Below are 21,308 nucleotides of genomic sequence, written 5' to 3' on the forward strand. Positions count from 1 at the left end.
GAGAAGTAGTCCGTCTGGGGTACGGCCGACGTGCCCGTCGCACCCTGCCAGAACGTGCGTTTAGACACAGCGTCCCGCGTGCACACCCCTGTCTGACCCGCTTCCAGCCTCGGATGTCACAGCCTTCACTTATGCTGTCGCACTGGCGATCAAAGGACCGTTACGGCCCGTGCGTCAGTCACCAACGACATTGAGTCCACGGTGGGAACGGCCATAGCGACGGCCCCAGGTTCCCTGGCGGTAAGGAAGAACCATATGAGTAAGACGGATGGTGGCCCTCAGCAGGCGATGCACCCGCAACCCACCGCAATCGACCTCTTCAGCGGAGCTGGCGGGGCCTCACTTGGTCTCGTTCGGGCTGGCTTCAACCTCCGCCTGTCGGTTGATCTTCACCCCATGTACGGAGAAACTCACGCCGCGAACCTTCCAGGTCAATTCTTGGCTGCGGACCTCAAAGAGCTCGACGCAGAAAAGATCGCGAATACCGCGGCCATCAAAGTTGACGAACTCGACGTGCTCTTCGCAGGACCACCATGCCAGGGATTCTCGATGCTTGGTTCACGAGTGATATGGGATGAGCGGAATAATCTATTCAAAGAGGTATTGAGGGTCGGAGCAGCGCTTAGACCGAAAGCGATCGTTATCGAAAACGTTCCGGGTCTCGTCACCCTCGCCAATGGCGCATACCTTCGCGCCATCCTTGAAGGCCTCAAGAAGATTGGTTATGAAGCTTCATGCGCCGAGCTTCTAGCAGCGGCTTACGGCGCTCCCCAGATGCGCTGGCGGCTCATCATCGTTGCGTGGCGAGAAGACCTCGGAATTCCGCATGGATACGGATTCCCTCAACCTACACATGGCTCCAGCCCAATCGGCCACCTACTTCCCAATTGCAGCATTCTCCCTGAAGAGCTCAGAGGTTTCGTGACCGCCCGCGAAGCGCTTGGCGACCTCCCAGCAATTGAAGCAGGAGGACAATCAGACGTCTACAGGGGAAACCCGGAGTCTGCATACCAGAAGACGATGCGTCAAGGGCTTACAACCGAGCTATACAACCATTACGCCGCTGCACTCTCAGCGGTAAACCTTGAACGGTTGGCACTGCTTAAGCCCGGCCAGGATTGGCGCGATCTACCTTACGATCTCCTCCCCCCTGGTATGCAACGAGCTAAGAGGAAAGATCACACACGCCGGTACCGCCGCATGACCTGGGATGGGATTCCGCGCTCCGTTGTGACGAGGTTCCGCGACCCGAAGACTGGCGAGTACACACACCCTGAGCAGGACCGAACGATCAGCATTCGCGAAGCTGCACGCCTTCAAGGTTTCCCGGACAACTTCATTTTCCATGGAACCCGCTCCAGCCAATATGAGCAGGTCGGTAACGCCGTGCCTGTCCCGTTGGCTGAAGCCATCGCAGCCGAGGTGCGACGCTGCTTGTCCGGGGAGCTGGGCGAGCGGCTGGACAAGCCCTTCAGCCGACGACCGGTACCCCTCATCGGCAGTCACGGGGAGCTGATTGAGCAGGCCATGCTCAATTTTTGATCTTCCCCCTGCACCGGATGGGCCGATTGCCCTAGGCTCAGCTCCTATGACGCATCCCATCCACGACGTCTCCGCTAGTTACGCCAACGCCAGCCGGCCCCACGTCTCAGAATGGTTCGGGCATCGAGTATTCCCCATCGTTTCAGGGTCATCCGAGGCATTGTCCGATCAGGTCAGCCATAGGTGCCCATTCCTGACGAAGGCACTCGGCTCCTCACAGCGTTGTGTAAAAAGCGACGAAGATAGGGAAGACCGCAGGAATTCCGCCGGAGTCTGCACAATCAGCTCAGTCAGTAACGGCCCTCGCCAGGACTGGCTGGTGTGCCCATTCAGGGCTCTTGATGATAACCTGCTAGAAGAGATGGTTAGGCGCCTTTTTTCCGTCGATGACAACCATACGGTCGTCATCCAGGCCGCACCGGTCCTGGAAAACCCCGAAGTCAGGGATCAGACACTCGCCGGCCTGAGCGACCCAAATGTTAGAACCTTCGTCTATTTCCAAGGGAAGTTGGGTGGCGAGATCGGCCTGCCGAAAACTTCCGGCTCGCCTGCCGTATCATTCGACGTGACTGTCGCCGAAATCATCCAGTCGGACGAGCAGTCGCTTATAGGGACAGGGATCCCTGGCGAAAATATCGCACTCGGCAAGTATGGCGTGATCGAGCTACAAACGACCGACACCCACGGAAGTTATAAAGCGACCGTCAACGGACTCACGAACGCGCTGAGTCTACACCCGAACGAATTTCACGCGCAGCTTGCAAATAACCCTCAATGGGCTGGAAACAAGGTCGAAGGACCTAATGTTTCCAACGTCTTCAAAAGGACATTCTATCAAGTCGCTTTTAAGTTTCAAGCGACCAAGCGGTCATCCTCTGTGGGCTGCATCCTTGTTCTACCGAAACCGGTGTGGGATTCCTGGCAACCCTTCCTTGGCGCCCCAACGGTGAACCTGATGCAGGACGGGACGTACCGTCTATTGGATGATGAGACGATCGATCCCAGCGACTGGATTTATGTGTTTGATGTAGGAGCGCATCCGTCCGCTGGCGGCCCCGCTCCGTTGGCTGTAGACATGGTCCTCGGCACCAATGCTGCCACGCTGAGCAAGGCGGCGCTAGAAATCGCTCCGCGCAAAGCAGTGGAAGGACAAGGAGCCAACGATGCAGTCAAGGCTGCCCTCCTGAAGCGCCTACGCGCCAATCTTCCTGGGCTTGACCGTCTCTAGAAGGCCGTGACTCGTGACGCCGCGGAACACAGTGAGTGTCTACTGAGGTTGAACTCGTGGTGTCGTAGGGGCTGACGGCTCGTCGTCTCTGCGGTATCACCGAAGGCATGCGGTATCCACAAGGGGGCGGCCTGACCGCCGAACGGCAGCAGTTCCGCGAGGAGTTACGGCTGAAGGCGGCTGAGAGGTTCGCCCAGGGTGAGGCGAGCTCGGTGATCGCCAAGGACCTGCGCGTCAGCGTCCGCTCGGTGCAGCGGTGGCGGCAGGTGTGGGACGAGGGCGGTCCGCGGGCTCTGCGGTCGCAGGGGCCGGCGTCGCTGCCGCGACTGACTCAAAAGCAGTTCGCCCAGCTGGAGACAGAGCTGGCCAAGGGCCCGGCCGCTCACGGCTGGGAGGACCAGCGGTGGACCCTGAGCCGCGTGAAGACGGTGATCGGCCGGCGCTTCCACCTGGCCTACACGGTCCAGGGCGTGCGCAAGCTGCTGGTCCGTAACGGATGGTCCTGCCAGGTCCCGGCCCGACGCGCCATGGAACGGGACGACGATGCGGTGGCCGGGTGGGTCAAGGAGGTGTGGCCCTGCGCGGAAGGCTCGCGGCGGTGAGTGGAGCCTGGCTGATCTTCGAGGACGAGGCCGGATTCTCCATGACGCCGCCGCAGGCGAAGACCTGGTCCCAGCGCGGCCGAACCCCGGTGGTGCGGGTACGCGGCCGTTCACGCAGACGGATATCGATCGCCGCGCTGACCTGCTACAAACCAGGCCACCGGTCCCGGCTGATCTACCGGCCGCGCCGGGACGACGGCCCGCGCGACGGACGCAAGAGCTTCTCCTGGCGCGACTACCGGGACCTGCTGATCGCCGCCCACCAGCAGCTCGGCGGCCCGATCGTCCTCGTCTGGGACAACCTGAACGTCCACAAAGCCGCCGACCTGCGGGAATGGGCGGCAGCCCGGGACTGGCTGACCATTTACTACCTACCGCCCTACGCACCCGGCCTCAACCCCGTCGAAGGGATCTGGTCACTGCTGCGGCGCGGCTGGCTCTCCAACGTCGCGTTCAGCACTCCCGAACACCTCGTCCAGCGCATCCGACGCGGCCTACGGCACATCCAGTACCGCAGCGACCTCATAGACGGCTGCCTCGCCGAGACCGGCCTGGCCATCCGACCCGCCTGAGCAATCCAGCGACATCAGCAGTTCAACCTCAGTAACTAAATCACAACGCCGACGAACAACGGCTGACGCCCGCGGACGTCAGCGGGCCATCTGCACAGCTCAGAGCCGCATCGGGCCAAGACGGCGCCCCCACCCAAGTCGTTTCGGGGCGAAGGAGCCACGGTCTCGTCGCCGCGCCTCCGCCGTCGCGGCTTGTTCTGGGGGACGTCACAGGGCAGCGTGGCTGAGACAGGTGGGGGTGCAGCGATGCATACGCGCGCCCGGTCGGTCGACGCATTCGCCGTCGTGGCTGACTGTCGTCGGCTGAGGTACAGACGGGCGCACCGAGATTCCTTGCTGGGGTTGACGGGCGGCGTCTCGGTCGGGCCGGCGTAACACTGCGGGGAGGAGAACCCAGGTTGGTCCTTGGGCTCCCCTCCCCGCTTGGGTGAGCTGTCCTCGGCCGGCGCCGATTCGCGTCGGTTTCCTCAGATCTCCTGCGGCTCGCTCACCGCCAGGAGATGACCGCGGCTGGTTGCGACGCGAACGACGTCCCGCAGAGCCGCGTGCAGTGCGGTCGCCAGGCGCCGCATCTCGTCCGGGTCTGCGCCCGGGTCGTCGAGGGTTTCCGAGGCTTGTTCCAGCAGCTCGGACGCGGTGCCGAGTTGCACCGCCTCGATGTTGTCCGCTAGGCGGGACATATAGCCGTCCCGGTCATCGCTGCTCAGGTAGCAGGGCTTGCCGTCCGGACCCGACCACGGGAGAAGCCGGAGTTCGTTCAGTGCCTTCATCCTTGGGTCTGCCTCTCGTCGATCACGTGATGGGTGGTGAAGACGGCGTCGACGCGATCTCCCGGGAAGGCCAGGAAGGCGGCTTCGACGACGCGGTCGGTGGAGTCGGTGGCGATGCGGGTGAGGGAGAGGACTGCCGACGCGGGGCCGATCCGGAGAGCCGACGCTTCATCCGGTGTCGGGGGACGAGCGCACACCGACTCTCGGACGGCAGCCGGCGTCAGGCTCAGTACGGCGAACCTTGTGGCCGCCGCTCGGTACGCCGAGTCGTCGTCGAGCAGTCCGGCCGGGACCAGGTCGCACGGCATGTAGGTACGGGCCAGGCCGTGCGGCGTCTCCCCTTCGAGGTTGAGGCAGGAGAGCTCCGCGAGGGAACTACCCACGGGCACCTTCAGGAGGGTCGCGAGGTGGCCGTGCGCCTGAACCGTGGTGCTGCGAACGGTGACGCGTAAGGCCGGCTCGGCGGCGGTCCAGGGGTCCAGGATGCCCCAGCCGCCGACGTACATGATCTTGCGTAAGGGACGGCGAACGAAGTTGCCCTTGCCGTGGATCTTCTCGACAAGGCCTTCGCCCTGCAGCGCCGCAAGGGCATGCCGCAGCGTCACCGTGCTGACCGCGTATCTCTCGGCCAGGACGGTTTCGGACGGCAGCCGTTCGCCGGGTTGAAGGTGACCGGTAGCGATCTGTTGCCGGAGGTCGTCTGCGATGTCGCGGTGGCGAGGAGGCATGGGTGCGGTCACCGCCCTCTCATCGTCCGCACGGCGACGAGTCGGGTGCGCGAGTGCATGGTCAGCAACTCGCCCGACTCGAAGATCAGTTGTTTCGCTCCCTGGGGGAGCTGGAAGAGGTCTCTCACTCGGCAGGCACAGCTGCCGAGTTGGATGACGTCACCGCGCTGCACGGTGGTCGCAGTGACCTCGACGTTGGCGACCAGCGGGGGACGGCCGAAGGCTCGGTTGATCACCGCGTCTCCCCCTCAGGCGTGGAGCAACCGGGCGCCGAGTGGCACGAGCAGTCGCACGCTTCGTAGATCACCGGGAGGTCGTCCGGCGCCGGGTCCGGGGAGGACTCCGCACAGACGGAGTGCGTCCCGATCCGGCAGGCGGTCGAGCGGTAGGGGACGGACGAGGTGTCCGCGAGGTGCCGCTGTCGACGAGGTGGCATCAGCGGACTCCCACGAGGGCCGACCAGGCGACGGCCGGCAGATGAGGGGCAACGATCACCGCTCGGGTCCGCACTCGCCTTTCCCAAGCGAGCACGTACGGGCGGACGAGCGCGGTGTCCTCCCCCGTGAGCGCTGGTCGATGAGCCGCCGCGCCAACGGAGGCTCGGCGCAGGACGAGGGCCGACGCATCAGCGGATGCCGGAGAGGAAGGTGTCGCCGAAGGATCGACAGGCGTCACGGGGCGGCGGTGCCTGCCTCTGGAAGAGTTCCGCACCCTGGTGAGGGAGAGGGCACGGTGGATACGGTTGAACACGCTGTTCAGCTCCTATCGCTGAGGGCCCGGTCCCCCGACATCGCCCGTCGTGGGGACCGTTTCGCGTACGACCGCCCAGAGGGTGCGGCCATTCAGGCTGGTGGCGAGAAGTCCGAACCGATCGGCTTCGGCCACCACTTGCAGGACCTCCCGCCATAAGTCGGCGGGAAGCGGTTCCGTCACTTCCGCTTCGACCGACGTGTGCCGGGGGTGTTCCTCCACTCGCGTGAGCAGCCCGAGGGCTGACAGTCGGGCGGCGAGGGCCGCCGCGCTAACTCCCGAAGCGGGCACAGGGCAGCCTCCGTCACCGACGATCACTTTGAGTGAAGCTAGTTAACTAGATTAGAGCTAGTGGACTAGATTTTCCATATGTCTCAGCAGCCGCCCTATCTCCGCGTCGCCGACGAGCTCCGGCGGCGCATCGCGGAGCACGAGTGGGAGCCGGGAGACCGCCTGCCCTCCCGCGCCCAGATCGGCGAGGAGTACGGCGTGGGCGAGAACGTGGTCCGCCGGGCTCAGGAGCTGCTGATCTCCCAGGGTGTGTTGGAGGGCCGTCCCGGATCGGGCACGTACGTCGCCGAGCCCCGGCAACGGATGCGGATGGTTCGTTCGTCGGCGCGGGAAAGGCCCGACGGATCGCCGTTCCGGGCGGACATGAAGGCAGTCGGCAGGCAGGCCGACTGGGAGAGCCGGACGGACGCCAAGGTGCCGGCTCCGGCGGACATCGCCGCGCGGCTCGGAATCGACGAAGGCGAGCTGTGTGTCCGGACCTCGTACGAGTTCCTGGCGGACGGCAGGCCGGTACAGCTGTCGACGAGTTGGGAGCCGTACGACCTCACGGCCGGCACTCTCGTCGTGCTGCCGGAGGGCGGCCCCCACGCGGGCGCGGGAGTCGTGAACCGCATGGCGGCGATCGGAGTCACCGTCAGCCACGCCGTGGAGCAGCTGGAGCCGCGGCAGGCCACGGCCGAGGAGGCGTCGCTACTCGGCATCCAGAAAGCCGCGCTCGTGACGCACATCCGGCGGACGTACTACAGCGACCAGGGGCGACCCGTGGAGACGGCGGACATCGTGGTGCCCGCCGCTCACTGCGAGATCGTCTACGAGATTCCGATCAACCGGTGATCGCGCCACGCATAAGGGGAGAGGCAGATGAGTCGCCGCAGAGGGACCCGTAAGGTCGCCGCAGTCGTGCTCGCGACTGTGCGTGAGTGGAGGGACGAGGAGGGTTGGGGCGTCCTCGACTCACCCGAGACTCCCGGAGGATGCTTCGGACACTATGCCGACATTCAGGCGCCCGGCTTTCGCACGCTGTCACCAGGGCAACAGGTCGATCTCGTCTGGGAAGCACCCGGCTTCAAGCAGGACGGGTACGACTACCGCGCGGTGAACATCGTCCCCAGGCCCGTCTGACATCCACACCTGACATCAACGCCCCCGAACGCCGACACACCGAAGCGGCTGCGGCTGGACCGCCGACGAGCCGTTCAGCTCCGTTCCAGCACGCCGCACCGCACGGTGATCGAACTCCTAAAGCGGGTGTCGCAGGTTCGAATCCTGCCGGGGGGCACACGGCACAGGGCCGGTTCGCGGGGTTTGTCCCTCGAACCGGCCCTGCCGCGTGATCGCATCCGTGCCACGGTGTGTTCTCCTCGCACCAGTGCCCCGCCGTCAGCCTTCGTGGGGCGCCCTCGGGCGGGTGGCCGGCACGACGGTGAGGAGGTCGTCCAGCCCTTCGAAGTCGTCGGGGTTGGTGGTGAAGAGGGGAAGGTTCTCAGCCACAGCGATGGTGGCGATCATCAGGTCGGCCACCCGGCGGCGTGGCTTGCGGCCGGCGCTGATCACTGCGGCGCAGATACGGCCGTAGCTGCGGGCCGCTTCGGCATCGAAGGGGGATGGCTGGGCCCCGAGCCGGTCCGGCATGAGGGCGACGGTGCCCGGCCGGGAGGCGGAGGAGAGGGCGGTGCCGTCGGTGTCGTGTCTGGCCGGGCTGCTGAAGGGGCCTGGGCGGGACTGCTCGTCCGCATGCCTCGATGGCTGCCGGAAGCGATACTGGTAGCAGCCGCGGGACGACGCCTGCCGTGCGCCGGGAGTGAGGGGTATCCCGTGGCCGGTCACCGCGGTGGCACACTCGCCGCCGCCGGAAGGGGCGTCGCCATGTGCCGCTGGATCGCCTACTCGGGCACACCCGTTCTCCTCAGCCAGGTCCTGTTCCAGCCGGAGCACTCCCTGATCGACCAGAGTCTCCACTCCCGCATGGGCGTGGAGACGACCAATGGAGACGGCTTCGGTATCGGCTGGTACCCGCAGGACACGGGCACCGCCGATCCGGCGGTCCTGCGCGACGTGGGCCCGGCCTGGAACGACCGCAACTTGCAGGAAGTCGCCCACCACACGCGCTCCGGGCTGTTCTTCGGGCACATCAGGGCATCGACGGGGACGGCGGTGCAGCAGAGCAACTGCCATCCCTTCCGGAGCGGTCGGTGGCTGTGGATGCACAACGGGATGATCAGTGGGTTCCGTCGGATTCGGCGTGATCTCGCCCTGGCCGTCGATCCGGCCCTGTACCCCGACATCGAGGGCTCCACCGACTCCGAGGTCATGTTCTTCCTCGCCCTGACCCTCGGTCTGCCCGACGACCCGCCCGGGGCGGTGGCGCGCATGGCGGGTCTTGTCGAGACGACCGCTCAGTCGCACGGAATCCCCCACCCGCTGCAAATGACCGTCGCGGTGACCGACGGCGAGCGCGTGTGGGCCTTCCGTTATTCCAGTGAAGGCCGTTCGCGGTCGTTGTACGTCAGCACGAGGGTGGGCACCCTGCGCGCACTCCACCCGGACGTGTCGTTCCTGCATGAGCTGTCCGACGAGACCCGTCTCGTCGTGTCGGAGCCCCTGGGTAACCTGCCGGGGGCGTGGAACGAGGTGCCCGAGAGCAGCTACGGCGTCGTCGAGCCGGGCGGGGGCGCGCTGCACCGCTTCAGGCCCCGGTACGCCGAAGGGACGGGGTCGCGGGAGTGAGGAGTGTGTGCACGGCCGACGGCAGGGCCCGGGCACCGGCAAACGGCTCGTCTCGCAGCTGGACCGGGGTCGGCGTGCGCCGCTGACGCTCGTCAACGGTTCGGCCTGCGGCGGGCAGGACACGAGGAACGCACCGGCCCAGCGCCGCTGATGGCCACCACCGCGGCGGACGGCGCACTGCTCGGTCCGGCGATCGTCGTCGAGAGCGCGGTGACGCACTGAAAGGCACCGGCTCTGCGGCCGGAGTCACCTGTACCGGGTGAGGGCGCCGGCGGGCGACGCGGCGCAGGATCGTCGCACAGAACACCGTCCGCCCCAAAGCCAGGGACGGTGTCCCGAGCCCATCCGGTGGAGGGACCGCTCGTGCGCTACGAGATCCGCGTCGAGGGACACCTGTCGGAGACGCTGGCCAAAGCGTTCCCGGAGCTGGAGCACGTCGTCATGTCCGGCCAGACCGTCCTGTTCGGCACGGTGATCGACGAGGCCCACCTGTACGGGCTGCTCACCCGCTGCCAGTCACTGGGTCTGCGCGTCATGGAGATGCGGCAGCTCCCGGAATGACGGTTCCGGACGGTGTGCGTCGGCTCGCTCGCCGTTCCACGGCCGGCCTCACATCCGGGCGGCCGTGATCCGCGAACACAGCACGCGCGACCGCTACCGCCCGCGGCGCTGCCGCCCGCGGCGCTACCGCCCGCGGCGCTGCCGCCCGACGCGTCGTCATCGCGGTCCTGGCGGCAGCCGCCGGTCCGGCGGCCGACTCACCCGTGCCGGGTGATGCCGGGCACTGAGCCCGATGACCACCCTGGGGTCGGTACGCAACGACGGCCGGGCACGCCCGGGGCGGAGGACGGACATGAACGCGCAGACCTACCTGGCGTACGACTACCCACTGCTCAACCTGTTCTGGACCGTACTTCTGGTCTTCCTGTGGATCATGTGGTTCGTCCTCCTCTTCCGGATCATCGGTGACGTCCTCCGCGACGACGGGCTGAGCGGCTGGGCAAAGGCCGGCTGGCTGGTGTTCTGCCTCCTCCTGCCTTTCCTCGGCGTATTCGTCTACGTCATCGCACGCGGGAAGGGCATGGGCCGCCGGGAGACGGCGCACGCCCGCGCCCGCCAGGAGGAGTTCAACGCGTACATCAGGAAGACCGCGAGCGGTGGACAGCGCTCCAGCGTCGACGAACTTGCCCGGCTCTCGGAGATCCGCGATGAGGGTGCCCTCACGGACGAGGAGTTCCGCAGGGCGAAGGAGCTGGTCCTGAGCGGCCACGGCCCGGCGGAACACGCGGGTCAGGCTCCCACCACGTCCAGCCCTTCCGCACGCTGACCATCCGCATGGAGAAACCACCATGACTCAGGCAACTACCGATAAAGCGCACAAGTCGTTTCGTTCCCGTCCCGCTGTCCGCCGCGTCATGCCCTTCACCGTGATCACCGCGATCGCTCTCATCTTCATCTTCGAGAACCGTTCGAGTGTCGAGATCCGCCTGCTCATCCCCATGGTGACCATGCCGCTGTGGGGTGCCCTCCTGATCGCCTGGGCCCTCGGCATCCTCGCCTGCGTCTTCACCGTGCACCGCCGGTCGAACCGGCACGCACGACGACAGGGATGACGCCACGCCCCGTTCCGGTGCCCCGGGTCCCTCTTGCACCGCCCATCCCCCGTCCGCGTGCCCGGACGGCCGTCGGAAGCGATACTGGTGTGAGCCGTGGGACGAAGCCTTCCGTGTGCCGGATCCGGGGTGTCCCGCGGCCGGCCACCGCGGTAGCGCCTTCGCCGCCGCCGGCCACCGCGGTAGCGCCTTCGCCGCCGCCGACCACCGCTGTGGCGCCTTCGCCGCGACCGGTCACCGCAGTGGTGCCTTCGCCGCCGCCGGAAGGGGCGTCACGATGAGCCGCTGGATCGCCTGCTCGGATACATCCGTTCTCCCTGCCTCCGCCTCCGCCCCCGTGCTCGCCCCCGCCGTCCTCGGCCCGCCGGGCGGTCCGTCCGGCGGGCCGGACGAGGGGCTGGGCAAGGGGTCCGGGGCCGCGTGTGCCGACGGCCTGGGGGCGTGGCGGTGAGGGGCGTGGACATCTCCGGCGGCCCGGCCCGGGTACCGGCCGACGCCGGTACCGACCCGCTCGGCGATCCGTACCTGCGCACCCGGTTCGCCCTTCCCGCACGGCCCCCCACCTTCCTGCGCCGGCAGCGGCTCGTCGTGCGCCTGGATCAGGCCCTGCGCACACCGCTGACGGTGGTCAACGGCCCGGCCGGCGCCGGGAAGACGCTTCTGACGGCCGACTGGGCCACCCACCTCCGGCTGCCGCTCGCCTGGCTGACCATCGAGGCGGGGGACCAGCGCCCCGGGGTCTTCTGGGCCTACGTCTTCGAGTCCCTGCGCAGGTGCGGGGCACCCGCCGTCGGGGCGCCCGCGCATCCGGGCGGCGTGGGGCGCGGGCTGCTGTCCTCGCTCGCCGCCGAGCTGGAAGGCCGCGACCGTCCCGTGGTCCTCGTGCTCGACGAGTTCGAGCGGATGGCCTCCGCCGAGGTCGCGGAGCAGCTGGAGTTCGTCCTGCACCACGCCGGGCGGGGACTGCGCCTCGTCCTCGTCACCCGCACCGAGCCGCTGCTCCCGCTGCACCGCTACCGGGCCACCGACACGCTGACCGAGATCCGCGGCGCCGAGCTGTCCTTCACCCCGGAGGAGGCCGGCGCGCTGTTGCGGCTGCACGGACTGCGCCTTCCCCCGCACGCCGCGTCCGCTCTGGTCGACCGCACCCGGGGCTGGGCGGCCGGGCTGCGGCTGTCCGCCCTGGCGGCCCGGGAGAGCGCCGACCCGGAGAAGTACCTGAAGGAGTTCGAGGCGGACCACAGTACGGTCGCGGACTTCCTGCTGGCGGAGGTCCTGAAGGGGAGGACGGAGGAGGAACAGGACCTGCTGCTGCGGGTCAGCGTGCTGGACCGTTTCTCTCCCGACCTGGCCGACGCCCTGACGCTGCGGACCGACGCCGGGCCCCTCCTGGCCGGGCTGCACCGGGAGAACGCGTTCATCGAACGGCTGGGGCACTCCTGGTACCGGCTGCACCCGCTCTTCCGGGAAATACTCCGGGCCCGCCTGCGCGAACGCCTGCCCGGTGTGGAACAGGAGCTGCACCTGCGGGCCGCGTGGTGGCTGCGCCGTTCCGGCTTCCTGCCGGAGACGCTCGCCCATGGCGCCGCGGGCGGCGACTTCGACCTGGCCGCCGGGGCGCTCGTCGACAATCTCGCGATCGGGCAGCTCTTCACGGGCCTGCGCTCGGACGCGCTGGCCCAGCTCTTCGCCGGCATGGTGCCCGAGGCGAGGAGCCCGGCGAGCGACCTCGTACGGGCGGCCGGGGCACTGGCCCGCCGGGAGGTCGATCACGGTCTGCACCGGCTGCGGCGCGCCGAGGACCGGCTGTCCGACGCCGAGGACTCCCCGGACCTGGCGGCGGCCCGGCTGAGCTGCACGCTGCTGGAGGCGCTCGCCGCCCGGCTGACGGGATGCCCTCCGAGGGCCGAGCGGGCCGCCGCGACGGCCGAGGAACTGCGCCGGGAGCTGCCGGACCAGCTGCTGGACGAGCACCCTGAGCTGACCGGCCTGCTGATGACCCACGTGGGTTCGGCCCGGCTGTGGGAGGGACGCTTCGACGACGCGCGGGCCGTGCTGCTCCGGGTGGCCGGTGCCCGGGGCGGGTCCGCGACCGTCCTGCCCCGGGCGGAGTCGATGGGGCACCTGGCGCTGATCGACTACTTGGGCGGCTGGCCCGGCCGGGCGGAACGCAGGGCCCTGGCCGCCGTGTCCGAAGCGGAACGGGCGGGCCTGCCCCAGCCTCCCGGCGCGGGCCTCGGCCGGCTGGTCCTGGCCGCGGTGGCCGTGGACCGCCAGGAACTGGACCGGGCCCGGGCCCTGCTGGACGAGACGGCCCGGCTCCCGGCGCAGGAACACGATCCGGTGCCGACGGCGGGGCGGGCGATCGTCGCCTCGCGCCTGCTCCTCGACGAGGGGACGACGGACGCCGCAGCCGAGGCGGCGGAGCCTGCCGTGTCCGCGGCCGTGGCCTCCCCCTGGGCCGAGAGCCACACGGCGGTCGTCCGCTCCGCCGTCTGCCTCGCCGACAACCGGCCGGACGACGCCGTGCGGCTTCTCCACGGCGTCTCCGGCAGCCAGCCGGTGAGCGCCGTGGAAGCGGCGGCGATCCAGGCCGCCGCGGGACGCTCCCGTGCGGCGGCCGAACTGCTCGACGCCGTCCGCGCCGAGGGACGCACCGGCCCCGCCGTGAGCGTGGGGGCGGCGCTGGTGCGGGCCCGCGCGGCCCAGGACGCGGGAGACACGGCCACCGCCCGCAGATGCGTCGCACACGCGCTCCTCGACGCCCGGCGCGAGCGGCTGCGGCGCCCTTTCCTCCGGGCGGGGGACTGGATCGAACCGCTGCTGGCCACGCCCTCGGTGCACGAACTCGCCGAGGACTGGCTGCTGTCCGGCCGGCCGCGGGGGAACGGGCGGACACGGGAAGACGGCCGGCCGCGGGGGAACGGCCGGCCCCCGCGCGCCGTCCCCGGACCCGGGCCCGCGCCCCTGGCGCCGGTGGAGCTGAGCGCACGCGAACGGGACGTCCTGCGGCGGCTGGCGCGTCTGATGACCACGGAGGAGATCGCCGCCGATCTGTACGTGTCGGTGAACACGGTCAAGACCCACCTGAAGAGCACGTACCGGAAGCTGGCGGTGAACCGCCGCGGCGACGCCGTGCACCGGGCGCGCGAGCTCGGCCAGCTGTGAGCACCCGGCGAGCCGACTGGGCGAGGTGAGACGACGTGAAGCACTGGCGGGCCCTCGTGGTCCTCGGGACGGCCCAGTTCCTGATGGTTCTGGACACCTCCGTCATGAACGTGTCGATCAGCCAGTTGGTCGAGGATTTCGACACGGAGGTCACCGCCATCCAGGCCGTCATCACCCTGTACGCCCTGGTCATGGCCGCCTTCATGCTCGTCGGGGGCAGATTCGGGGACATCCTGGGGCGCCGGCGCATGTTCCTCACGGGGCTGGCCGTCTACGGTGCCGGGTCGGCCGTGACCGCCGTGGCGCCCACCCTGTGGGTGCTGACGCTGGGCTGGTCCGTCGTCGAGGGGCTCGGGGCGGCCATGGTGCTGCCGGCCATGGCCGCCCTGGTCGCGGAGTCGTACCGCGGCCGGGACCGCGCCGTCGCCTACGCGGTCGTCGGCGGCCTGGCCGGAGCCGGGATCGCGGTCGGCCCGCTGCTCGGCGGCTGGATGACCACGTACCTCACCTGGCGGCTGGTCTTCGCGGGCGAGGTCGTGGTGGTCGTGGCCGTGCTGTTGTGCCGGCGGGTGATCGCGACGCCCGCCCCGACCGGGCCCCGACCCCGGCTGGACGGGGTGGGCGTGGTGCTCTCCGCCTGCGGACTGGGGCTGGGCGTGCTCGGGGTGCTCCAGAGCAGCACCTGGGGCTGGCTGGAGCCCCGCAACCCTCCCTTCACCGTCCTCGGCTTCTCCCCGACCCTGTTCGTCGTCGGCGCCGGGCTGACCGTGCTGGCCCTGTTCCGGTCCTGGGAGCGGCACCGCGAGAGCCGGGGAGCCGACCCCCTCGTGCACCTGTCCCTGCTGGGCAGGCCGGTGCTCCGGGCCGGGCTGGCGACGCTCCTGAGCCAGAACCTCATCCTCCTGGGCCTGTTCTTCGCCATCCCGCTGTATCTCCAGGTGGTGCAGGGCTTCGACGCCTTCGAGACGGGGCTGCGGCTGCTGCCGGTGTCGGCCACCATGCTGGCGACCTCCCTCTGCGGCTCGTCGCTGGGGCGCACGATGGGGCCGCGCCGGGTGGTACGGCTGGCCCTGGCGATTCTGGTGGCGGCCGTCGTGTGGCTGCTGGCCACCGTCGACCCGGTCATCGACGACGCGCAGTTCGCCGGAGCGATGGCCGTGCTGGGCGTCGGCGTCGGCCTCCTCGCCTCGCAGCTCGGCAACATCGTCCAGTCCGGCGTCGACGAGGAGGAACGCGGCGAGACCGGAGGGCTTCAATTCACGGCCCAGAACCTGGGCTCGGCGCTGGGCACCGCGCTCATCGGCTCGGTGCTGGTCGGCGCGCTGGCAGGCGCCTTCACCACGCATGTCGCGGACGACCCCCGGCTGTCCCCGGCCGCCCGGGAACAGGTCGGGGTCCGTCTGGAGGCGGGCGTCACCTTCGTCTCCACCGAGCAGGTACGTGCCGCGGCCGAGCGGGCCGGACTGCCACCGGCCGAGACCGACGCCGTCGTCGAGTCCTACGCCGCCGCCCAGCTGGACGGGCTGAGGGCGGCGATCCTCGCGGCGGGAGGTGTCGCGCTGGCCAGTTTCCTGGTCACCACGCACCTGCCGACCGCACGGGCTCCGGCGGGGACGGCCGGACGGGCACCGGCGGGGACGACCGGACGGACGGGCTGAGCCCGGAGGGAAGACCACGTGTCCAAAGGCGCGAGCAGAGTCGTGCGGGCCACGGACCGGCGGGAGCGCCGGGCCGGCCACCGGGCGCACGCGGACTGCGCCGGCGGGGTCTACGGCTCCATGCTCGCGGCCTCCGTCGTCGTCGGCGCCGGCTCGCTGGGCTCCTTCCCCCGGGCCGAGCTGGTCCTTCTGCTGCTGCTCACCGGCCTGGTGTTCTGGATCGCCCACGTCCACGCCGAGCTGTTCGGCGCACGCCTGGCCCGGCATCCCCCGGACCGCCGGGTGATCCTCGACGTGTGCCGTGACGAGGGGCCGATCGCCAAGGCCGCCGTACCGCCGGCCGCGGCCGTCGCCGTCAGTCCGCTGCTGCCGCTGGACTTCCAGGGCGCCCTGTGGCTGGCGCTGTCCGTCGCCGTCGCCGGGCAGGTGGGCTGGTCCGTCGCCGCGGCACGCCGCGCGGGTGCGTCACGGCGGCTGGTGGCCGCCACCGCGGCGGTCAACGTACTGCTCGGCCTGGTGATCGTCGCCGCCAAGATCGCGCTGACGCACTGAACCGGGATCACCCCTGCCGGGTGAGGCCGGCCCGCGGTGCCGGTCCCGACCCTGGAGCGGACACACACGTGTGCTCCGGCGTCCGCCGGGCCGCCCGTCGGGCGGTCCGGCGGCGGCCGGCCGATCCACGAGGAGGCGCCATGTCCGTTCCGCACGACGCGGCGGGACCCACCGGCCGGGCGGAAGGCCCCGGCGGGGCGGTCCCCGGAGCGATGGGCGATCCCGCGTACCTCCTCACCAGGCTCGGTGGTTCCTGGACCTGGCTGATGGGATCGGCCCTCGTCTCGCTGGTGCCGGGTGTCCTGGTCCTGGTGTGGCCGGAGGCGACCCTGCACGTCCTGGCCGTCCTCGTCGGCCTCTACCTGCTGCTGGCCGGTGTGTTCCGGTTCGTGGCCGTCTTCGCGCGCGAGGGACACGAGAGGCTGCCCGGCCTGCTGCTGGCCGTGCTGTACGTCCTGGCCGGAGTGCTGTGCCTGCGCAACCCGCTCCAGACCATCGCCGCGCTCTCGCTGATCGTCGGCATGGTCTGGCTGGTGTCCGGCGTCCTCACCCTCTACACGGCCCTGGTCACCAAGGACCTGCCGCACCGCGGCCTCGTCATGGGGCTGGCGGTGCTCGCCGTCGTCGCCGGGATCGTCGTCCTCGCGCTGCCCACCGAATCGGCCCGTGCCCTGACCCGGCTTCTCGGCCTGTGGCTGGTCCTGCTCGGTCTGTGCGAGGCGGTGGTCGCTCTCGGCCTGCGGTCCGCGCTCCGCGGGGCGCGCCCCCGCACCGGGGACACACCGCTTTCCCGGCCCTGACCACGACGGGCCCGGCGCCCGCGTTCACCCGAATCGGGTGAGGCCCGGCGGAGAGGCCCGTGTCCACCCTGGCGTCAGTAGTGAACGACGACCGCCGGGCCACGCCCGGGACGGAGGACGGACATGAACGCACAGACCTACCTGGCGTACGACTATCCGCTGCTGGGCGCCTTCTGGACCATGCTGATGATCTTCCTGTGGATCATGTGGTTCGTCCTGCTCTTCCGCGTGATCACCGACATCTTCCGGGACGACGGACTGAGCGGCTGGGGGAAGGCCGGCTGGCTGGTGTTCTGCTGCGTGCTGCCCTTCCTCGGCGTGTTCGTCTACGTGATCGCCCGTGGCAGGAACATGGGCCGCCGCGAGACGACGCGGGTCCGCGCGCAGCAGGAGGAGTTCGACTCCTACATCAGGAAGACCGCGGCCGGCGGGTCCAGCAGCGTCGACGAGCTGGCCCGGCTCTCCGAGATCCGGGACCGCGGCGCCCTCACGGACCAGGAGTACCGCCGCGCCAAGGAACTGGTCCTGTCCGGCCACGGCCCGGCGGACCGCGCGGGCACGGCAGGCTTCGGCGGCTCCGCCCGCTGACATCACCGCATCCCCGCCGACATCACCCGCATCCAGGAAACGAGGTCCGAGAATGACCGCGACACACTCCCGTCCGGCGCCCCCGCGCCCGGCACACACCATGCGGCAGGGCTGGGCGGCCGGTCTGACCGTCTTCGCCGCCGTGATGCTCTTCCTCGCCGGTCTGCTCAGTCTCTTCCGGGGCATCATGGCGATCGCCGAGGACGACGTCTTCGTCACCACGCCCCACTACGTCTTCGAGTTCGACCTCACCGGCTGGGGCTGGATCCATCTCGCCCTGGGCATAGTCGCCATGGTCATCAGTGCGGGGCTGTTCAGGGCGGCGCTGTGGGCGCGTGTCACCGGCGTCGCCGTCGCCGGTCTGGTGATCATCGCCAACTTCCTCTCCCTGCCGTACTACCCGGTGTGGTCCGTCGTCATGATCACCATCTCGGGCTTCATCGTCTGGGCGCTGTGCGTGGGAGGGCGCGACGCCCTGTACGGCCCGGGCGGGGAACGCGCGTCGCGACAGGAGTGAGGACGGGGACGGGGAGCGGGGCCGGCCGATGGGATCACGAGGTGACGGGCCGCGCGCACGGCGCGCGTCGGGCACGTCGGGCGCGTCGGGCGGACCCGGCGACCACGGTGCCGCGCGCGCCCGCCTCGCCCTGCTGCTCCTGCTGGGCGCCGTCCTGGTGCCCCTCACCGCCGCCGGTCTGCGCAGTGTGCTGTGGGCCCTGACCGGCATCGCGGGACTCGCGCTCGCGGCCGTCGGCGTGTGGTGGGCTCTGGCGCACACCGGTCCCGTCCGCGTCGCCGGAGCGGTCCTGTCGGTGGCCGCGCCGGCCGCCGTCCTCGCGCTCTGCGCCACCGCCGGACTGCTGGGCCCCGCCCTGCTGTCGGCGGGTCTCCTGGCCCTGGCCGTCGTCGCGGCACGCTGGGCCCTCGCCCCCGCTCCCGCTCCCGGCGAACAGGCCGTTCCCGCGCCCCGGCGCCCCTGGGTGCTCATGAACCCCCGGTCCGGCGGCGGCAAGGTGGAGCGGTTCGCCCTGGTGGACAGGGCACGGGCCGCAGGCTGCCGGGTCCATGTACTCGCCCCCGGCCAGGACGTCACCGCGCTGGCCCGGCAGGCCGTCGCCGACGGAGCGGATCTGCTGGGGGTGGCCGGCGGCGACGGCACCCAGGCACTGGTCGCCGACGTCGCCGCCCACCACGACGTGCCGTTCGCGGTGATCCCGGCCGGCACGCGCAACCACTTCGCGCTCGACCTCGGCCTCGACCGCGACGATCCGGTGGCGGCGCTGGAAGCCCTGACCGGAGGGGTGGAGATCCGCGTCGACCTCGGGTACGCCGCGGACCGCGTCTTCGTCAACAACGCCTCGTTCGGCACGTACGCGTCCGTCGTCGACGACCCCGCCTACCGCGACGCGAAGGCCCGCACGATCCTGCACAACCTCCCCGGACTGCTCACCGGCGAGACCGCGCCCACCCTGCGGATGACGGCCGACGGGCGGGACGTCACCGGCCTCCAGGCCCTGCTCGTCAGCAACAACCCCTACGGACGCACCCTCGACGCGGCACGCCCGGGGCGCAGGGAGCGGCTGGACACGGGGCTCCTGGGCGTGGTGTGCGTCCGGGTCGGCAGCGCTGCCGAAGCGGCACGCCTGGCGAGCCGACCGCGCTCCGGCGGCCTCGTCCGGCTCAGCGCCGGTGAGGTCACCGTCGGGGCCGGCACCGCCACGATGCCGGCCGGCATCGACGGGGAGCACGTCGTCCTGCCCTGCCCCGTGGTGTGCCGCACCGCGCCCGGGGCCCTGCGGGTCCGCGTGCCACGCCACCGCCCCGGCAGACCGAAGTCCCGTGGGGCGGCGGCCGACTGGCCCCACGTGACCCGGCTGGCGCTGGGCCGGCCGTCGTGAGTCGCGCCGGCGGCCGCGGCGAAGCGGGCGACGCCCGCCGGACCGGCCGAGGACGGCACCCCGCGGCTTCCCGGGCCGGCTCCATTGCCGACCGGGCCGGAGTTCCGTGTGTGCGTGACCTCCACGTCACCCTCCCGCCGCCCCCTCTCCCCGTACAACCCTTCCGCCCCACCGGAGGTCATCCCTTCAGTTCGTACGCATGTTCTGGACGACTGGAGAGGAACCCATGTCACGGCCCCTTCGCAAGCGTTCCCGGAGTTCCGCCGTTCTCGGTGCCGCCGTCGTGGCCGCGCTGGCCGGTGGGCTGCTCGTCGCCGTGCCCGGCAGTGCGAGTGCCGCGCCGTCGGGGTTCGGTGACGACTTCAACGGTGACGGGTACCACGACCTGGCCACCGCCGCCCCGGGGGCCGTCGCCAACGGGAAGGCGAAGGCGGGTGCCGTCGTCGTCAACTACGGCTCCTCCCGCGGGATCACCGCCGCGAACCGCAAGATCACCACGCAGAGTTCCTCCGGCGTGCCCGGCGCCTCGGAGGCCGACGACCGCTTCGGCACCGAGCTCGCGCACGGTGACCTCAACAACGACGGCTACGGCGACCTCGTCGTCGGCATCCCGCTGGAGGACGTCAGCGGTGACGTCGACGGCGGTTCGGTGACGATCCTGTGGGGCAGCTCGTCCGGGCTGTCCGGCGGTACGACGATCGGTGACCCGAACGCGTCGGGCCACGACCGGTTCGGTCAGTCCCTCACGGTCGGCGACTTCACCGGCGACGGGAAGGACGACCTCGCGGTCGGCTCCACCGGCAAGGACGTGTGGATCTTCAAGGGCGGCTTCACCAAGTCCGGCGGTGCGGCCGGGAAGCTCCGCCTCGACGCGGACATCGAGGCCGGCTCGTACCCGGACGGTGCGGTCCAGCTCGCCGCCGGCGACTTCGACGGCGACCGGACGGACGACCTGGTCGTGTCGTCCTTCGCGGGCAGCTTCGTCTACCTGGGCGGCTCGGCCGGGCCCACGCTCCAGACGAAGGCGGCCACCGGGCTCGCCGCCGCGCTCACCGTGGCCGACTTCGACCTCGACGGCCACGACGACCTGGTCGTGGGCGACGACATGAGCGGGATCGGCGCGCCCGCGAAGGGCGGCTACGTCACCGTGGTCTACGGCGGTGACGCCGGCGTCGACACCGCCCGCAGCGCCGTCTTCAGCCAGGCCACCCCGGGGGTGCCCGGGGCGGACGAGTACAACGACTCGTTCGGCGGCGCGCTCGCCGCGGGCGACGTCGACCGCGACGACTACCCGGACCTGGCGGTGGGCGCGAACTTCGAGACCATCGGCGACGCGGCGGAGGCCGGCAACGTCTGGGTGCTGCGCGGCGGCCCCTCCGGGCTGACGGCGAGCGGTGCCGTGTCCCTCAACCAGGGCACCCCCGGCGTCCCCGGCGCCAACGAGTCCTCGGACCTGTTCGGCGACGTCGTCCACCTCGCCGACCACAACAACGACGACCGCGCCGACCTGTCCGTGGGCGCGGCCGGCGAGAACAGCGACGACGGCGCGGTCTGGTCCCTGCCCGGCTCCGCCGACGGCATCACGGCCACGGGCTCGGTGAGCTTCAGCGCCCCGACCGTGGGCATCGGCGAATCGGGCGCCGACCCCATGTTCGGGTACACCATGTCGGGCGCCTGAGCAGCGGGCGGGTCGGGTGCCCGGCCCGTTCCGGCGGCCATGGCCGCCGCCCAGGCGGTGGCCGTTCGGCACACCGGCCGGGCACACCGCGGGACCGCGGCCCGGTCACCACGCTGAGCCCGCCGGCGGGGCCACCTCGTGGG

Annotated in this window: 21 protein-coding genes and 1 pseudogene; 17 read left to right on the top strand and 5 right to left on the bottom strand. The window is 70.3% G+C overall.

Translation table 11 applies throughout. The features are described from left to right. Positions 1–255 precede the first annotated feature (255 nt). The 3 genes from OIE12_RS14135 (at position 256) to OIE12_RS33485 (ending at position 3,944) form a co-directional block, all read left to right on the top strand. On the top strand, positions 256–1,542 hold the full coding sequence (locus tag OIE12_RS14135; protein WP_329135292.1) for a DNA cytosine methyltransferase: 1,287 nt from the start codon (positions 256–258) through the stop codon (positions 1,540–1,542). A 46-nt stretch (positions 1,543–1,588) separates the two neighbouring features. Further along, positions 1,589–2,770, top strand: coding sequence for a hypothetical protein (locus tag OIE12_RS14140; RefSeq protein ID WP_329135294.1), 1,182 nt, complete (start codon positions 1,589–1,591; stop codon positions 2,768–2,770). A gap of 107 nt (positions 2,771–2,877) precedes the next feature. Continuing rightward, positions 2,878–3,944, top strand: a protein-coding gene (locus OIE12_RS33485) for an IS630 family transposase (RefSeq protein WP_443053820.1) whose coding sequence is annotated in 2 segments (ribosomal slippage) — positions 2,878–3,321 and positions 3,324–3,944 — 1,065 coding nt in all. Because the reading frame shifts where the segments join, the coding sequence is not laid out codon by codon here. Between the two features lie 467 nt (positions 3,945–4,411). Here OIE12_RS33485 and OIE12_RS14155 read toward each other — a convergent pair. From OIE12_RS14155 to OIE12_RS14170, 4 genes are all read right to left on the bottom strand, one after another. Then, entirely contained in the window at positions 4,412–4,714 is a 303-nt protein-coding gene (locus OIE12_RS14155) for a hypothetical protein (protein ID WP_329135298.1), read from the bottom strand. Beyond that, positions 4,711–5,442: a GntR family transcriptional regulator gene (locus OIE12_RS14160; RefSeq protein WP_329141940.1), complete on the bottom strand. Its 732-nt coding sequence runs from the start codon at positions 5,440–5,442 to the stop codon at positions 4,711–4,713. The genes OIE12_RS14155 and OIE12_RS14160 overlap by 4 nt, the downstream gene beginning before the upstream one ends. An 8-nt stretch (positions 5,443–5,450) precedes the next feature. Continuing rightward, positions 5,451–5,675 (bottom strand): hypothetical protein, encoded by a 225-nt coding sequence (locus OIE12_RS14165; RefSeq protein WP_329141942.1) that lies wholly within the window; start codon positions 5,673–5,675, stop codon positions 5,451–5,453. 529 nt (positions 5,676–6,204) lie between these two features. After that, positions 6,205–6,483, bottom strand: coding sequence for a hypothetical protein (locus OIE12_RS14170; protein ID WP_329141944.1), 279 nt, complete (start codon positions 6,481–6,483; stop codon positions 6,205–6,207). 78 nt (positions 6,484–6,561) lie between these two features. On the opposite strand from OIE12_RS14170, the gene OIE12_RS14175 reads away from it, so the two are divergent. Both OIE12_RS14175 and OIE12_RS14180 read left to right on the top strand, forming a co-directional pair. Continuing rightward, the gene (locus OIE12_RS14175) at positions 6,562–7,317 is read left to right on the top strand and encodes a GntR family transcriptional regulator (protein ID WP_329135300.1); all 756 of its coding nucleotides are present in this window, start codon (positions 6,562–6,564) and stop codon (positions 7,315–7,317) included. 27 nt (positions 7,318–7,344) lie between these two features. Then, complete coding sequence (locus OIE12_RS14180; RefSeq protein ID WP_329135302.1) at positions 7,345–7,605, top strand: cold shock domain-containing protein; 261 nt, start codon at positions 7,345–7,347, stop codon at positions 7,603–7,605. A gap of 258 nt (positions 7,606–7,863) precedes the next feature. Here OIE12_RS14180 and OIE12_RS14185 read toward each other — a convergent pair. Next, positions 7,864–8,091 (bottom strand): annotated as a pseudogene (locus OIE12_RS14185) (VapC toxin family PIN domain ribonuclease); the annotation flags it as partial. 258 nt (positions 8,092–8,349) lie between these two features. Between OIE12_RS14185 and OIE12_RS14190 the strand changes: the two are divergent. The 12 genes from OIE12_RS14190 (at position 8,350) to OIE12_RS14245 (ending at position 21,165) form a co-directional block, all read left to right on the top strand. Continuing rightward, positions 8,350–9,210 (top strand): class II glutamine amidotransferase, encoded by an 861-nt coding sequence (locus OIE12_RS14190; RefSeq protein ID WP_329141946.1) that lies wholly within the window; start codon positions 8,350–8,352, stop codon positions 9,208–9,210. 363 nt (positions 9,211–9,573) lie between these two features. Then, positions 9,574–9,771, top strand: a complete 198-nt coding sequence (locus tag OIE12_RS14195) for a hypothetical protein (protein WP_329135304.1) — start codon at positions 9,574–9,576, stop codon at positions 9,769–9,771. A 292-nt stretch (positions 9,772–10,063) separates the two neighbouring features. Further along, positions 10,064–10,537: an SHOCT domain-containing protein gene (locus tag OIE12_RS14200; protein ID WP_329135306.1), complete on the top strand. Its 474-nt coding sequence runs from the start codon at positions 10,064–10,066 to the stop codon at positions 10,535–10,537. An 88-nt stretch (positions 10,538–10,625) separates the two neighbouring features. Beyond that, positions 10,626–10,823: a hypothetical protein gene (locus OIE12_RS14205; protein WP_443053821.1), complete on the top strand. Its 198-nt coding sequence runs from the start codon at positions 10,626–10,628 to the stop codon at positions 10,821–10,823. 447 nt (positions 10,824–11,270) lie between these two features. Next, on the top strand, positions 11,271–13,991 hold the full coding sequence (locus OIE12_RS14210; protein ID WP_443054044.1) for a LuxR C-terminal-related transcriptional regulator: 2,721 nt from the start codon (positions 11,271–11,273) through the stop codon (positions 13,989–13,991). Positions 13,992–14,026: 35 nt separating this feature from the next. Beyond that, the gene (locus OIE12_RS14215; RefSeq protein ID WP_329135311.1) at positions 14,027–15,649 is read left to right on the top strand and encodes an MFS transporter; all 1,623 of its coding nucleotides are present in this window, start codon (positions 14,027–14,029) and stop codon (positions 15,647–15,649) included. Between the two features lie 18 nt (positions 15,650–15,667). Continuing rightward, positions 15,668–16,201: a hypothetical protein gene (locus OIE12_RS14220; RefSeq protein WP_443053822.1), complete on the top strand. Its 534-nt coding sequence runs from the start codon at positions 15,668–15,670 to the stop codon at positions 16,199–16,201. A gap of 140 nt (positions 16,202–16,341) precedes the next feature. Next, complete coding sequence (locus OIE12_RS14225; protein WP_329135313.1) at positions 16,342–17,001, top strand: HdeD family acid-resistance protein; 660 nt, start codon at positions 16,342–16,344, stop codon at positions 16,999–17,001. A gap of 123 nt (positions 17,002–17,124) precedes the next feature. Continuing rightward, on the top strand, positions 17,125–17,589 hold the full coding sequence (locus OIE12_RS14230) for an SHOCT domain-containing protein (protein WP_329135315.1): 465 nt from the start codon (positions 17,125–17,127) through the stop codon (positions 17,587–17,589). A 52-nt stretch (positions 17,590–17,641) separates the two neighbouring features. Further along, positions 17,642–18,106, top strand: a complete 465-nt coding sequence (locus OIE12_RS14235; RefSeq protein ID WP_329135318.1) for a DUF7144 family membrane protein — start codon at positions 17,642–17,644, stop codon at positions 18,104–18,106. 28 nt (positions 18,107–18,134) lie between these two features. Then, positions 18,135–19,487, top strand: coding sequence for a diacylglycerol/lipid kinase family protein (locus tag OIE12_RS14240; RefSeq protein WP_329135320.1), 1,353 nt, complete (start codon positions 18,135–18,137; stop codon positions 19,485–19,487). Positions 19,488–19,713: 226 nt separating this feature from the next. Next, on the top strand, positions 19,714–21,165 hold the full coding sequence (locus OIE12_RS14245; protein WP_329135322.1) for an FG-GAP and VCBS repeat-containing protein: 1,452 nt from the start codon (positions 19,714–19,716) through the stop codon (positions 21,163–21,165). Positions 21,166–21,308: the final 143 nt, after the last annotated feature.

The sequence above is a fragment of the Streptomyces sp. NBC_00670 genome (assembly GCF_036226765.1).
Lineage (GTDB): Bacteria > Actinomycetota > Actinomycetes > Streptomycetales > Streptomycetaceae > Streptomyces.

What these genes read in the sequence shown, in the direction of transcription:
- OIE12_RS14135 (WP_329135292.1), top strand. Translation starts at nt 256, where the DNA reads ATGAGTAAGACGGATGGTGGCCCTCAGCAGGCGATGCACCCGCAACCC.
- OIE12_RS14140 (WP_329135294.1), top strand. Translation starts at nt 1,589, where the DNA reads ATGACGCATCCCATCCACGACGTCTCCGCTAGTTACGCCAACGCCAGC.
- OIE12_RS14155 (WP_329135298.1), bottom strand. Translation starts at nt 4,714, where the DNA reads ATGAAGGCACTGAACGAACTCCGGCTTCTCCCGTGGTCGGGTCCGGAC.
- OIE12_RS14160 (WP_329141940.1), bottom strand. Translation starts at nt 5,442, where the DNA reads ATGCCTCCTCGCCACCGCGACATCGCAGACGACCTCCGGCAACAGATC.
- OIE12_RS14175 (WP_329135300.1), top strand. Translation starts at nt 6,562, where the DNA reads ATGTCTCAGCAGCCGCCCTATCTCCGCGTCGCCGACGAGCTCCGGCGG.
- OIE12_RS14180 (WP_329135302.1), top strand. Translation starts at nt 7,345, where the DNA reads ATGAGTCGCCGCAGAGGGACCCGTAAGGTCGCCGCAGTCGTGCTCGCG.
- OIE12_RS14190 (WP_329141946.1), top strand. Translation starts at nt 8,350, where the DNA reads ATGTGCCGCTGGATCGCCTACTCGGGCACACCCGTTCTCCTCAGCCAG.
- OIE12_RS14200 (WP_329135306.1), top strand. Translation starts at nt 10,064, where the DNA reads ATGAACGCGCAGACCTACCTGGCGTACGACTACCCACTGCTCAACCTG.
- OIE12_RS14205 (WP_443053821.1), top strand. Translation starts at nt 10,626, where the DNA reads ATGCCCTTCACCGTGATCACCGCGATCGCTCTCATCTTCATCTTCGAG.
- OIE12_RS14225 (WP_329135313.1), top strand. Translation starts at nt 16,342, where the DNA reads ATGTCCGTTCCGCACGACGCGGCGGGACCCACCGGCCGGGCGGAAGGC.
- OIE12_RS14230 (WP_329135315.1), top strand. Translation starts at nt 17,125, where the DNA reads ATGAACGCACAGACCTACCTGGCGTACGACTATCCGCTGCTGGGCGCC.
- OIE12_RS14235 (WP_329135318.1), top strand. Translation starts at nt 17,642, where the DNA reads ATGACCGCGACACACTCCCGTCCGGCGCCCCCGCGCCCGGCACACACC.
- OIE12_RS14240 (WP_329135320.1), top strand. Translation starts at nt 18,135, where the DNA reads ATGGGATCACGAGGTGACGGGCCGCGCGCACGGCGCGCGTCGGGCACG.
- OIE12_RS14245 (WP_329135322.1), top strand. Translation starts at nt 19,714, where the DNA reads ATGTCACGGCCCCTTCGCAAGCGTTCCCGGAGTTCCGCCGTTCTCGGT.